This is a genomic window from Dysgonomonas sp. (assembly GCF_035323175.1).
Classification (GTDB): Bacteria; Bacteroidota; Bacteroidia; order Bacteroidales; family Dysgonomonadaceae; genus Dysgonomonas.
Genome location: NZ_DAOKYH010000004.1, coordinates 158,161 through 170,741, shown reverse-complemented (window position 1 = coordinate 170,741; position 12,581 = coordinate 158,161). Strand labels below are relative to the sequence as shown.

Genomic DNA, 12,581 nt, shown 5'->3' with positions numbered 1-12,581 from the left:
AATAGCGTCTAAAATGAAAGCAAAAGAAAAAGAGGGGTTGACCCCCGAGCAAATCAAAAACCTACCTACGGGCGCATTAGCTCGAAAATATAAGAGTTCGGCGGGCTATGTGCGTGAGATATTAAAAGGCGAAAAAGGAAATAAAAGAAGCTATATCGCTGACAAAATAAGAGAGGATGCACAAAAGATATTAACCATTTTAGAAAACTAATACCATGATAATAAAAGACTTAAAAATCGAAAGCGTGTACACATGCGCAACACCACAAGGCGACATACCCGTGTATTATTATGGAATGACAGAGGATAAATATGTCTTTATCCCTTACGATCTGAAAAAGAGACATTTCAACGGTCGCCCGAACGGGCTCACCGAAAATGAGGTAAAAAAGCAAATCAAACAACTGGCGCAAGCCTAAATAATAGCAATTCAATCACTTTTTAAATTTTAAATGTATGAAAATTAAAGAATTAAGCAAAGACGAAATGACTCTTATCGTTGAGGTTTTGGATCAATTCACAAGTAATGTAAAAGGGCAAAAGACGGCTCTTGAAGTTCTCGAGAAATTGAGAAACGACCTAAAGGGCGGTATTAGCGGGTTAAAAGTCACTTGTCCCCCGTTTTCGATAAACGAGTTTTACACAACCTCAGAATTAACGACTCACGAAGTCGACAAAATCCTTTTTGTGTTGAATGATAAAATCGAGGACTTGCGCGACCAAATCGACGACGATGTGATCGCATTTGAAGCGAACGACAAAGACGACTCTATCAGTGATATTATCGATCACTTATCATCGGGGCTTGAAACTGCAAAAGAGGCGCAACAACTCGAGTCGATCCACGACAATATCGTAAAACAAAGAGCTAAAGCCGAGCAAGAAGAAAACGAAAAGGACAAAAAGATCGCCGAACTGACTGCAAAAGTCGATACTCAGCAAATGGCTCTAAAAGGCAAAGACGGTGAGATAGCATCACTTAAATCAGAAAGGAACAGCCTTGCGCATGATAACAGTCGTTTGCGCGATCACTTAGACTCGGCTAAGTGCTGTATCGGTAGATTTAGAGCCGAACTGGAATACAGATATCGTTTTGACCGTCCTCGCCCGCTTTCTCGTGGCATGTTCTAATCAACAAACAATTTAAGCCGCATTTGCGGCGGGTGTGTAGCTCAGAGGTAGAGCAATAGCACAAAGCTATATGTCGGCGGTTCGATCCCGCCCACACCCACACAAAAAACGATAAACGATTTAACAATGGAATATCACAATAACATACTTTGTTTTGAGGCTGGGTGGCTTATTGAAAGCGACATAGTTACGCGTACAAATTATGATAATCTTGTGAGGCGTAATCAATTCAACGTTGTACGCCGTGCGAGCCGTAACACGCCCGCTTTGATAGCTTATGATAGTATGCCCGAGCGCATCAAGAAAGCCATAAGAGAGAAAATCAAAGGCGACCCATACGAGCAAGTGAAATATAGTGAGCTCGAGGGTTTTATCGAGCCAAATGCGGCGGCGCTTGACTTTTTCGAGTCATTCAAGTTAAACGACGGTCGGTTTATCCCGAAACAAACCCGCATCGGCTATTATAATAATGCGATCGTGCTCGACGCCGTGCAACGGCTAATTATCAGTAAGAAAACAAAGCGATGCGCAAAGAGCTCATACTCATGGGTTACTATCAGCGAAGCGGTGCAAAACCTTGACCGTGTTAAATACCCTCACGACTTACCGACAAACGAGCGCACGCTCGAACGTAAATACGGCAAATATATGAGCCGCAAAGACAACGGCGGTTTTATCTCGCTGGTACACAAAAACTTTTTGAAAGACCGAGCAAATTCCGCAGTTATCAACGACGAGTACAAAGAAAGCATATTGATCGAACTTTTAGGCGATCACCGCAATTTAGATAACGAACGTATCGCAAAGACGTATAATCAGGTGGCTGGCTCGCTGGGCTGGCGCAAGATTTCGAGCGATACGGTTGCCGTTTACCGTGATAAATTCGACCTTGAAACATACGCGGGGCAACACGGGTCGGTTGCATTGTATAACAATAAGCTTATGCAAGTAAAACGATCAGCGCCGACAATGCCTCTGTATTACCTCACGCTTGACGGCTGGGATGTAGAACTATTATACCAGCGTACCGAGAACGGTCGCACAACCTACCATCACCGCCCGACGGTTATTGTTGTGCTCGATCCGTGCAAGAAATACCCGATCGGTTATGCAGTGGGCACGCACGAGACCCCCGAACTTATCAAAGCGGCTTTACGTAATGCCGCCAAACATAGCGCCGAGCTTTTCGGCAAGATGTACCGCACACATCAAATACAATCGGATAGGTACGCATTTAAAGCCCTTACACCGATTTATCAGACGATGGGGCTTAAGGTAACACCCGCACGGGCAAAGAACGCGAAAGCGAAAGTTATAGAGCGATATTTTCTTACTCTCAATGACGAGTATTGCCATTTGCAGCCGAACTGGTCGGGGTATGGCGTGACATCGGACAAAGACAAACAACCGAATGTCGAGGGCTTGAACAAATACAAAAAGAATTTTCCTGATTTTGAGGGCGTTGTTAAACAAGTTGAGGCGATAATCGAATTTGAACGCCAAAGCAAGCGTGAGGCATATCTCGCACAATGGTCTCAGGTAAAAGACGAGGACAGGATCGAATTATCATACGAAAGCTATTTGAGCACGTTCGGCGAAATGATTACCAAACGCCACAACAAAGAATTACGCGAAACATACATGTTGCAAGGCTCAGGCATCAACGCCACAATAAGAGGCATCAAGCGGGCTTATGATTGCTTTGATCCATTATTCAGACGTTATGCGTCGACACAATGGGGTATTGTTTACGATCCCGAGGACACGAGCCGCATTATGGCAGTAAACGACGACGAGTCGTTGCGCTTTGTACTCGAGGAAAAATATGTACAACCGATGGCATTGCGTGATCGTCAGGACGGCGACGCATACGAGCTCGGACGTGTGAGAGAGTTTAACGACGGGGTGATCGAGCATATCACAGAGACCCGCGCAAACGCCGCCGAACATGTACGCGAACTATTCGACGCACACCCGCAACTCGACGGCACACTGGCAAAGATACTCTTAACCGACAGCATAGGGCAACACAAGAATAACCGCAACATCGGTCGTGCCAAATCAAAAGAGATCGAGTCGGTCGATTATGTGCCGATCGCACCCAAAGAAACCGAGATCAAGTCAATTTACGATAAATATTAATAATCATTTAAAAATCATACAGATATGACACCACAAGAAAAACAATTAATCGCCGATGCTTTACGCTTGTATTGTAGCCGTTACCCGAGCCAAAATAAAGCCGCAAACAGTCTGAGAGACGTATCGCCCGCAACTGTATCGCAAATGCTTAACGGTAAATGGGAATTGATTAACGATGCCATGTGGCGCAAAGTAGGTTCTCAGGTAGGATTTAAAGAAGTGGGCAAGAAACTCGTCAAGACATCGGTATATAATGAGCTTTACACCCTTTTGAGTGACAACCAAAGCGACAACGGCGTGTCGGCTATTATCGGCGCGGCTGGCGGCGGTAAGAGTACAACCTCAAAGCAATATATCTCAGAAAACAAAAACGCTTTCCGTGTGGCTTGCTCTGAATACTGGAATAGAAAAACATTTTTACTCGAATTACTCGAGTCGATGGGATGCGACCCGTCAGGGTACACCGTACACGAAATGATGCGCGAGGTATGCAAGCAATTAAAGAGCCTCGAAAACCCGATACTCATACTCGACGAAGCCGACAAGCTTAACGATCAGGTGCTTTACTTCTTTATCACGCTTTACAACATGTTAGAGGGGCATTGCTCGATCATATTGCTTGCGACTGACTATCTGAAAAAGCGCATATTGAGAGGCGTTGCGCTTAAGAAAAAAGGATATAACGAAATATACAGCCGCATCGGTCGCCGCTTTATCGAGCTTGACGGCAATACATACGACGACATGGCAAACGTGGCAAGGTCTATCGGCTTGTCGAATGAGAATAATATAGAAAAGGTTATTAATGATTCTGACGGCGATCTGAGACGTATCGACAAGTTATCAAAGGCAATCATCAAGAAAAACCGAAACGCTGCTTAAAAACGCCCTTAAACACCTCTTAAACGATAGTAAAGATAAATGACGAACCAAAGGAAACCGAAAAAAGCATTATCAGTCGCCGACGTTCTCAGCTATAAGCCGAAAACGATACCATTTGAGGGCAAGTGGCGTGATGCGATCGGGTTGCCTGAATTAAAAGGGTCGTGGCTGATATACGGCGACTCAGGAATGGGCAAAACTTCTTTTGCAATGCAACTCGGTCGGTATCTATGCTCAATCAATGAGAGTTTGTGGTTTCGCACTGCTTACGACTCGATCGAAGAGGGTTTGTCGTCGTCAATACAGGAAGCCTATAAGCGCACGGGTATGGCAAATGTCGCCCGCCGCTTTTTGCTCTTAGACAAGGAATCGATCGAGGACTTACAAATAAGGCTCAAAGAGCGCCGATCGCCCGATGTAATATTTATCGACTCGGTACAATATGCCGAACTCACCCGCAAGACTTACAAGGAACTTGTCGACATGTTCGGGGCAAAGCTTTTCATTTTCATAAGCCATGCCGACGGCGATAAACCAAAGGGCGCACTTGCTCAAAGTATCTATTATGACGCAAATGTCTGCATTTATGTGCACGGTTTCGTTGCGAATGTAACAAAGAGTCGATACGGTGGCAGTGGCGAGATCGTCGTCAGCGAAAGCAAAAGACAAGAATTTTGGAGTATAAAACAGTAAAATATAAAAATATGGCAACAACTAAAATAAACCCGCACGGCTGGTTTTTTGAATATATAAAGCAAGTCGGCGACGACGAAAAAGACGAGGCACGCAAAGCGCTAGTATATGATTACTCAGGCGGCAAAACTGAGAGTCTATCGGAAATGTACGCGGTTTATCCCCGATTTTACAACAAAATGAAATCCGATCTATTATCGGCAATACAACCGCAAAAGCCAAAGAATGACGAGGGGCTCGACTTACACCGCAAGCGATTGATCGCGGCAATATATGAGAGCCTCGAAGATCAGGGCATCAAGTGTAAACCTTTCGAGTATGTGAAAAGCGTTGCATGTAAAGCCGCAAATGTAGATCGGTTTAACGACATACCATTGCCGACCCTCAAATCACTTTATCGCAAGTTTGGCGAAAAGAATCTAAACACTCAGGTAAAAGGACTAATAAACGCAACGATATGAGGATAAAAGAACTTGAAAACGAGATAGAAAACGCCGAGCGTGCTATGTTCGAGACAAAGACGATCAAAGAATGGGATCGAGCCGTTAGATATTACAACGAGTTAAAAATCAAATGGTATCAAATGAGCGGTGAGTCGCCAGTGCCCGAGGTTATCAACTTAGTAGAATTTAACCTATATAAAACAGTGACAGCCTGATGGACGGCTGGGGGTGGCTCTGGGATTTACTATTTGAGCAACCCGATACAGAGCCCGACGACTCATACAATTACAAAAAAGAAAGGGCAAAAGAGAAATATTACGAGGACAAATACAAAGATGAAAAATAGTTATTAATCAGCATTTAAACAGTATTTAATTATGGAAATTTTAACAGCGAGACCCGAGTACATAAGTTTTGAATCTTACAAAGAACACCTTAGACGACAAAACAAATGGCTCAAAAATAAGTTAAAGCCGCTTGTTTATTATGTGAGCTGGCGGCAACGCCGAGACGAAAAAGGCGAGCATATTGGGTGTATTCGATTTTTACCTTTTGTTGGTAGTGCAAAGCATGATTTAAGAAAACCAGTATAGAATGACACGCGATCAGCAACTTAAAGTATTGAGGAACAAAAAGGCGAGCAAAGAGCAATTACGCGAGGCGCTCGCCGCCTCTTTGGGTGTGGAATACGAGCCCGAAACGAAAGAAAAAGCGGTAACACTTTTTACTCAGTTTCGCAATGCGTTTTCAAAAGCATATCAAGAGCATACAAAAATAGATTATTCATTCGGGGTGCGCGACGGTGTGGCGATTAAGCAACTGATCGAGAAAATACAATGCCTTATTGAATATAAGAGCCCAGCCGATGCGCTGGCAACCTTTGAGGCTCTTTTGCAGAATTTACCCGACTGGTATAAACAAAACGCATTTTCTCTCTCTGTAATCAATAGTAAGTTTAACGAAATAGCGGCAAGCATACGGAAAAATGGCAAACAACAACAATCAGGTGGCAACGATCTCGAAAGTAAACTTGCCGAGCGTTTTAGAGCCCGCCAACCTCACCCGTGAGTTAAAACATGTAAGAAGTGTCGGCGATGCTTTGACACTTGCCTCAGACCGCGAGAAATACCCGAGTTTGGCAGTTATACGCCGCGATCATGGTAATGAAGTAATCGAAGATTTGATAATGGCATATTTGGTCGACATGCGAAAAAAGATAAACGCAAAGCGGCATTTGACAGATGAACAAATCGAGGAAATCGCATTCGAGGTCGTCAATACATATTATCATTTCACTATCGCCGACATACATCTTGTTTTCAGATGGGCAAAACTGGGTAAATATGGTGAGCTATACGAGTCTATCGATATGCCCAAAGTGATGGGCTGGTTTGAAACTTACGACAATGCCCGCACCGATGCCGCCACACAAAAAAGCATAAACCAGTCGGGCACATGGAACGTAAGCGACAACCGCCGCGAGTCTGAGCGATGGGGTAAATATTTTGACAAAATAGGTAAAAAAGCAAACAAATGAGCGACTTAATATCATTATTACAAATCACACCGCCAGCCGTTAGCTCGGTAACGTCAGAGTTAAAACAAGTTGTAAAGACTTGCCCGACATGTCACGGTGAGGGTGTTTTCAGAGAGGCGCAAGGGTATCACGGATCAGCACGAGAAGACATCAAAGAAACGGTGTGCCATCGGTGTAAAGGGTTTAAAAAGTTACGCGCCGATATTGTGATCCGATGGTCGCCTGACGAGCCAAAAATCGAATAAAACAATAAAATTATGAAAGTGGGTACAAAAAGTGTGTTGTTCGGTGCACACTGTTTTTTAATACATCCGATATTTTTATTTATAGCATGGTGCAAATTATATGGTTTTCCGTTTGACCCTCGATTGTGGGTTGCCTTTTTCGTGCACGATTTGGGCTATATAGGTAAGCCGAATATGGACGGTAAAGAGGGTGAGACACATGTCGAACTCGGTGCTAAAATTATGGGCTTTCTATTTAATAAAAAATGGGCTGACTTTTGCCGTTATCATTCACGATTTTATGCAAAAAAAGATAATGTAAAACCGTCAAGACTTTGTATAGCCGATAAATATGCCATTTGTTTAGAGCCTGCATGGTTTTATTTAGTGCGTGTCAATCTGAGCGGTGAGATAAAAGAATATATGCGCCTTGCTGGTAATAAATCGAAATATAAAGGCGAATCTTTAAATCGTGATGAATATATGAATCTTGATACGGGTACACAAATAGGCTGGTTTAAATCAATGACATCATATATGCGTCGGTGGGTTTTTGAGCACAAAGATGGAAAAGAAGATACATGGACACCTAAAAACAATTAGAATATGAAAAAGAAAAGACCATTAATCGTTATAACAATACTCAGTTTATTGCTTACGCTTGTTTATTTGCCGTTTTGCTTACTGGGCTATGCAGTTTATTATTTATCAAAATTAATGCGCTCTATGGGCTTTATTTTGATGCTAAAGAAAAACAGTGCACGCGACGAGCTCGCAGGGTTTTGGCAAGTGTATTGCTCGATAGCTGATTATAAAATCGGTTTGCGGGAAAAGTAAAAGCCTCGTATACTCTCTCGAATACTTAAGGCTTTGTAAGCGTGGTTGCTACAAAGTTAATTAAAATTCGGGAGTTATGCAAGCAACAATAGTTAAGCGATCAGAAAGCAGACGTAAAAACGCACTGAAACGTTATGCGATTATACAATCGTTAGTCGCCGAGCGGTACGAAGAGGGCAACCAAAGCAAAAGCAAGGCGCAAGCCTATCGCCAGCATGTTAATAACTTGTACCCGATGGGTGAACGCACATTTTGGCGAATTATGGGCACTGACATAAATAAGGAACTTGAAAAATGTAATCATGGGCAAATGAGCCTACAATTTTAAAATGTATGGGAGAAAAAGATCAATTGTCATGGGGTGATTTAATAATCACCCTCAACGGCAAAGAAATTCAAGGAATTAGGGATATTAAGTATAACAGTAAAAAACAAAGAAAAATGATACATCATTCAACGAAAAACATAACTATCAGCATTGACAAACTTATCGACACAATTGTCGTTGTCGGCGATAATGTGGATACACAAGCGATCGAAAACAAAGTTTTAAAAGCATTACACAACGCATGTGAAAAAGCCGTATTGCCGGAGCATAACGCAGTTGTAAACACTTGGGCTCAACCTGAGCGACCAATAAAAAGAAAAATGACCTTAGACGATTTTAGAGCCGCCGCAAAACATTTCGAGGCTATGAGCTTACCGCCATCTTGTTATCCGTTTTTGAGAGCCAGTATCGACGTAGCAAAGGATCGCGAGGAACGAATCGCGACCGCACGCAAAAGTTTTGAGTTATGGTGTTTTTATTATTTTCCGCGCTGGTGTACTCGCCGACCATTTATAAATGACGATTTGTAAACTTAGAGCCTCAACGATCTTTTGGTCGTCGGGGCTTTTTTTGTTTCTATTCAAAATAAATGTACTAAATTTGAAACCTGTTAAAAATATGAATGAACAAATACGAAAAGAGTTTGAAGCGCAAAGACATTACGACATGTTAATGTATAGGTATCGCCGATTGAAACGTTTGCCTTATGAGCGATTAAAATCGGCTATTATCGAGGCTTTTTATATTGAAAGGATATGCAATTTTTTCGGTCGAACAATTAAATAATGATAATGATATGAAAAAGATTTTAACTTTATTAATATGCCTCTCAATTGTGGGGCTTTATTCTTGTAGTAGCGACGACGATAAGGACGGAATGGATATATCAAAAGTAAAATTAACCGCCTCTTATAAATATACAAAGAACGAACAAATAGTTTCAAGCCCGCTTACAATAATGTACTTGTATGATACCAAAAATGAGGACACAAGCGGCTGGGAGTATAACGCAGAAAGTACCTCTCACACAATGACACGCCCCGATGGTACGGTCGTTTATCCTAAATATAGTTTTATATCAGAGGTTAATAAAGACATTAACGAAGAAATAGAAAACAATATTTCTTATATCTATATTGCGATTTGTGGTGTAGATTATTCGCAAACAATAACAGACAAATTTGTGACAAAAGGCTCAGCGATTAAAATAGAAAAGACTTTAACAGCAAATTAAATGGTATTTAAACGCTGATTAAATAAAGAGAAAGCCCCGCATTTTTGTTGCGAGGCTTTTTTTATTTCTTGTTGAATCGTAAGAACTCAAACAGATAATAAAACATTGCTTTCTGATATTTGGTGAGCTCGCGCCCCTCGTTGAGTAGACGATTTATACTGGTCTTGTCAATATCTAAAAGCTTTACAAGGTCTTTTTGTTGCAACCCGTATTTTTCCATATCGGTGCGCACATCGTCGATTGTATAACCTTGTAGGCGGTCTTTACTATACGGAACAGGGCGCACATAGAGACACACGTCGGGCGGCAACATATTAAACACATCTTTCGTACGGCTTATCAGATCGGCGGCACTGAGATAATTCTCGGCACTGTTTTCGCCTTGCCATACCTTAACGATCAGTTCCTTACTGGGCTCGTCATAGCACAACACCTCGAACTCAATACGCGCGTGTTGCTTGTATAACTGTTCTGATTTTTGCAATAGCTTTTTGTCGTTACTTGTCAAAAAAGCAAGTGTATCAAGTCCTTTAATCATATTTGCATTGTTTTAAAGTGTCGTCTTTCTCGACACAATTTTTACATCACTTAATTGCCTGATCTTTGGCGTTCCCGTTTTATGCGATTTGTATATAATATAATCAATCCTATCATAAGTATGTATGCCCATATAAATATTGAGCTCTTTGTCGTCGTCAAAATCAAACTCGAATTTATCACCGATACATAACATTGAAACATTAATTACTTCAAATACAGGAACGCTTAAAATTAATTTTCTCATACTCTTTGCCTCGTTTTTATGCTGGTGAGCCCCCAGTGTTTAATTATTGTTTAAATAGTGTTTAAACGCATGAAAATTGATTAACTGGTCTTTGAATAACTGGCAGGGCTTTCGCCCCGCCGTTAGTCTTACAATCTTATTTCTTTCAGATTGTTAAGGTCAAAGATTGCGATTTGCTGATTTTGTTTGCCAAATTCGACCGCCTCGCTTTTGGTTTCAAACACCTTGCAACTGTCATAGTAAAAAAGGTTGCTTTCGGTGTCTAACCAACCCCCGACCGTTTGCCCGTTTTCGAGTGAATGGTTAATCACTTTCTCGAGCCCCTCACGGTTAAAGCTGTTTTGAGTTTCGAGATAAGCGGCGATATAACCGCTTGTAACGTTTTCCAAATTTGGAACTGTAACCGTAAACCCGTCGGGGTTTTCCTTTGCAATCTTTTCGATTGCGTTAATCAAATGTTTCATAGAGCGTTTGTCGACTTTATCCTGCTGACCCCGCAGTGTTTAATCACATTACAAATATAGGTAAAAGTTTACACATGGCAAACTTTTTCGAGTGTTTTTTGAAAGAAAAAGCATTATTTTTCTATATCCAAAGCGAGTGATACCGTCGGTCTTGTTTTCGGTTTCACTGGTACGCATGTTTTATCAGTAAATGCGATTGTAAATGTGATGTCGCGCTCATATACCCCGTCGCGTCGCTTGATCCTTTGCATACGTGTACGGATCGGCGCGGAAAAGCCATTCTTTATAAAATCTTGCCCGTGTATGGCTTTGACTATATCGTCATAAGCGACCCAGCCTCTTTTTGCGCTATCCTTTTGATTTTGCGGCGCTTTGTTACTGGTGTTACCCAGTCGCAAGATATATAGCTTGACAACGACGGTTAATGTACCTTGTTGCCTGAGATCGCCCGCATCGGTAAATTGCCCGTCCTGTATATCTATAAGTGCACACGGCATCTTAACGGGCGGCATACCCTCGTAAAAATCCATTTGCCCCCAGTCCTCGTCAACTTCTTTTAATGACGGTGCGTGTGACATTAATTGCACTTGAAAACTCTCTATAATATTATCCATTATCAATCTGATTAAATAAGTCGTCTAAATATTCATTTATAGCCGTTGGCACATTTTCGCCGACAATATCCTTAATGATTTTGTTTACCTCGGGATCGTCGCCGACAAACTGGCGTTGCGGCATATTGACAACATAGTTTTTACCCTTTTTCGATGTCCGTTTGATCGTGCCGCCCTCGTTGTGTATCGATGCGTAAGGCGCTGACGATTTCCACACCAGCCGAAAGCCTTGCCGCGACGATTGTATGGAGTTTCTCAGAAAAGAGGTGCGCAACATAAGAGAGCCGATTTTCGGGGCTTTCTTTACGGGTTGCCATTTCTTGTTAAAAAAGGCTTTACGCTCAAAATTACGGTCGAACTCGTCGGATAATTCCACACGTATATCGTCGAGAATTACATCGATTATATTACTCATTGCTTAACCCCTTTTCGACTTGTTTTACAACTTCTTTATCATTGTAATACGGGTGTGTTACGGGAAAGATTATTTTTTCTTTACCCGCATTAAAACGAAACATCGCACTCGTATTTTTACCGCCAGCTCCGACCGTGTATGTCGCCTCATTGCCGAGCCGCCTCGCCTCGTTGCTATCTGAGGGCTCGTACTTACTTTTGCGCACTTGTACCGCGTTGCATCGGCATCGCCAGCCGTTCGGAGGGAAAAACTCAGACCAAAACACATCGCTCGGCGGCAATGTGATATTGTGCATTAACTGGTGAGAGTAGCGCACACGATCGTCGTTTGCCGTTCGGTATTGTAAGTAATAGCGGTCGCCGTATTGCTCAAAATCAGCCCATTTGCCCGCCATGTTTGCCGATTGCGTTGCAAACTGGTACTCGCTTTGCAGATACGATTTATTGTATGTGTCGTGTACCGAGCGCACATCTTTAAAGAACTTTGAAAACTGTTTGATCGCACCCTCGTCGTCGATCAGCATGTCGCTGAGCTCGCGCAATTCCGCATACGTTTTGCAACCCGAAAACACATACACATTGTTTTTGAAATGCTGCATTGTGGCGGCTGGTATCTCAAAGTCGATACCCGTTTGTATTGCCCGTTGCAATATGTCGTTTATTTCGTCGGCAAGACCTTGCACGGTTTTATTGCCGAGATCGTCAGGGGTTACGGCTGTTTTCTTTTCCTTATGCACCCATCGGGCAATCTTATTGAAAGCCTTTTCGAGTCTTGCGTTTTCACTATCAGATAACACGATCTGATCGGTAAAGCCGCCGCATGTCGGGCACGTACATTTGTAATAATCGTGCAA

22 protein-coding genes and 1 tRNA gene are annotated in these 12,581 nt (G+C 42.3%); 17 read left to right on the top strand and 6 right to left on the bottom strand.

What is annotated here, in order from left to right:
- The first annotated feature begins 13 nt into the window (after nucleotides 1-13).
- The 17 genes from PKC55_RS07610 (at nucleotide 14) to PKC55_RS07530 (ending at nucleotide 9,451) form a co-directional block, all read left to right on the top strand.
- Nucleotides 14-211, top strand: a complete 198-nt coding sequence (locus PKC55_RS07610; protein ID WP_291126845.1) for a hypothetical protein — start codon at nucleotides 14-16, stop codon at nucleotides 209-211.
- Between the two features lie 4 nt (nucleotides 212-215).
- Complete coding sequence (locus tag PKC55_RS07605; protein WP_291126847.1) at nucleotides 216-419, top strand: hypothetical protein; 204 nt, start codon at nucleotides 216-218, stop codon at nucleotides 417-419.
- A gap of 67 nt (nucleotides 420-486) precedes the next feature.
- A complete protein-coding gene (locus PKC55_RS07600; RefSeq protein WP_291126849.1) occupies nucleotides 487-1,131 on the top strand; it encodes a coiled-coil domain-containing protein in 645 nt (214 codons plus the stop codon).
- A 30-nt stretch (nucleotides 1,132-1,161) separates the two neighbouring features.
- A tRNA-Leu gene (locus PKC55_RS07595) sits at nucleotides 1,162-1,231 on the top strand.
- 185 nt (nucleotides 1,232-1,416) lie between these two features.
- The gene (locus PKC55_RS07590) at nucleotides 1,417-3,273 is read left to right on the top strand and encodes a protein-tyrosine phosphatase family protein (protein WP_324372502.1); all 1,857 of its coding nucleotides are present in this window, start codon (nucleotides 1,417-1,419) and stop codon (nucleotides 3,271-3,273) included.
- Between the two features lie 24 nt (nucleotides 3,274-3,297).
- Entirely contained in the window at nucleotides 3,298-4,155 is an 858-nt protein-coding gene (locus PKC55_RS07585) for an AAA family ATPase (RefSeq protein WP_291126853.1), read from the top strand.
- 39 nt (nucleotides 4,156-4,194) lie between these two features.
- Nucleotides 4,195-4,848 carry an ATP-binding protein gene (locus tag PKC55_RS07580; protein WP_291126855.1) on the top strand — a complete coding sequence of 218 codons (654 nt, stop codon included), beginning with the start codon at nucleotides 4,195-4,197 and terminating at the stop codon, nucleotides 4,846-4,848.
- 11 nt (nucleotides 4,849-4,859) lie between these two features.
- Complete coding sequence (locus PKC55_RS07575) at nucleotides 4,860-5,309, top strand: hypothetical protein (RefSeq protein ID WP_291126856.1); 450 nt, start codon at nucleotides 4,860-4,862, stop codon at nucleotides 5,307-5,309.
- Nucleotides 5,306-5,506: a hypothetical protein gene (locus PKC55_RS07570; protein WP_291126858.1), complete on the top strand. Its 201-nt coding sequence runs from the start codon at nucleotides 5,306-5,308 to the stop codon at nucleotides 5,504-5,506. The genes PKC55_RS07575 and PKC55_RS07570 overlap by 4 nt, the downstream gene beginning before the upstream one ends.
- Entirely contained in the window at nucleotides 5,506-5,637 is a 132-nt protein-coding gene (locus PKC55_RS07565) for a hypothetical protein (RefSeq protein WP_291126860.1), read from the top strand. The genes PKC55_RS07570 and PKC55_RS07565 overlap by 1 nt, the downstream gene beginning before the upstream one ends.
- Before the next feature lie 248 nt (nucleotides 5,638-5,885).
- Nucleotides 5,886-6,359, top strand: coding sequence for a hypothetical protein (locus PKC55_RS07560; protein ID WP_291126862.1), 474 nt, complete (start codon nucleotides 5,886-5,888; stop codon nucleotides 6,357-6,359).
- Nucleotides 6,277-6,828: a hypothetical protein gene (locus tag PKC55_RS07555; RefSeq protein WP_291126864.1), complete on the top strand. Its 552-nt coding sequence runs from the start codon at nucleotides 6,277-6,279 to the stop codon at nucleotides 6,826-6,828. The genes PKC55_RS07560 and PKC55_RS07555 overlap by 83 nt, the downstream gene beginning before the upstream one ends.
- Before the next feature lie 257 nt (nucleotides 6,829-7,085).
- A complete protein-coding gene (locus PKC55_RS07550; RefSeq protein ID WP_291126866.1) occupies nucleotides 7,086-7,655 on the top strand; it encodes a hypothetical protein in 570 nt (189 codons plus the stop codon).
- 3 nt (nucleotides 7,656-7,658) lie between these two features.
- A complete protein-coding gene (locus tag PKC55_RS07545; protein ID WP_291126868.1) occupies nucleotides 7,659-7,889 on the top strand; it encodes a hypothetical protein in 231 nt (76 codons plus the stop codon).
- A gap of 76 nt (nucleotides 7,890-7,965) precedes the next feature.
- Complete coding sequence (locus PKC55_RS07540) at nucleotides 7,966-8,217, top strand: hypothetical protein (RefSeq protein ID WP_291126870.1); 252 nt, start codon at nucleotides 7,966-7,968, stop codon at nucleotides 8,215-8,217.
- A 5-nt stretch (nucleotides 8,218-8,222) separates the two neighbouring features.
- Nucleotides 8,223-8,747: a hypothetical protein gene (locus PKC55_RS07535; protein WP_291126872.1), complete on the top strand. Its 525-nt coding sequence runs from the start codon at nucleotides 8,223-8,225 to the stop codon at nucleotides 8,745-8,747.
- A gap of 266 nt (nucleotides 8,748-9,013) precedes the next feature.
- On the top strand, nucleotides 9,014-9,451 hold the full coding sequence (locus PKC55_RS07530; RefSeq protein WP_291126874.1) for a hypothetical protein: 438 nt from the start codon (nucleotides 9,014-9,016) through the stop codon (nucleotides 9,449-9,451).
- Between the two features lie 61 nt (nucleotides 9,452-9,512).
- Here the strand turns inward: PKC55_RS07530 and PKC55_RS07525 are convergent, their stop codons facing one another.
- The 6 genes from PKC55_RS07525 to PKC55_RS07500 all read right to left on the bottom strand — a co-directional run bounded on the left by PKC55_RS07525 (nucleotide 9,513) and on the right by PKC55_RS07500 (nucleotide 12,581).
- Nucleotides 9,513-9,989, bottom strand: coding sequence for a hypothetical protein (locus PKC55_RS07525; RefSeq protein WP_291126876.1), 477 nt, complete (start codon nucleotides 9,987-9,989; stop codon nucleotides 9,513-9,515).
- 12 nt (nucleotides 9,990-10,001) lie between these two features.
- Nucleotides 10,002-10,235: a hypothetical protein gene (locus PKC55_RS07520; RefSeq protein ID WP_291126878.1), complete on the bottom strand. Its 234-nt coding sequence runs from the start codon at nucleotides 10,233-10,235 to the stop codon at nucleotides 10,002-10,004.
- Between the two features lie 128 nt (nucleotides 10,236-10,363).
- Nucleotides 10,364-10,699 carry a hypothetical protein gene (locus tag PKC55_RS07515; RefSeq protein WP_291126880.1) on the bottom strand — a complete coding sequence of 112 codons (336 nt, stop codon included), beginning with the start codon at nucleotides 10,697-10,699 and terminating at the stop codon, nucleotides 10,364-10,366.
- Between the two features lie 113 nt (nucleotides 10,700-10,812).
- Nucleotides 10,813-11,277 (bottom strand): hypothetical protein, encoded by a 465-nt coding sequence (locus PKC55_RS07510; RefSeq protein WP_291126882.1) that lies wholly within the window; start codon nucleotides 11,275-11,277, stop codon nucleotides 10,813-10,815.
- Nucleotides 11,278-11,305: 28 nt separating this feature from the next.
- Nucleotides 11,306-11,728, bottom strand: a complete 423-nt coding sequence (locus PKC55_RS07505) for a phage virion morphogenesis family protein (RefSeq protein WP_291126884.1) — start codon at nucleotides 11,726-11,728, stop codon at nucleotides 11,306-11,308.
- Complete coding sequence (locus tag PKC55_RS07500; RefSeq protein ID WP_324372492.1) at nucleotides 11,721-12,581, bottom strand: phage head morphogenesis protein; 861 nt, start codon at nucleotides 12,579-12,581, stop codon at nucleotides 11,721-11,723. The genes PKC55_RS07505 and PKC55_RS07500 overlap by 8 nt, the downstream gene beginning before the upstream one ends.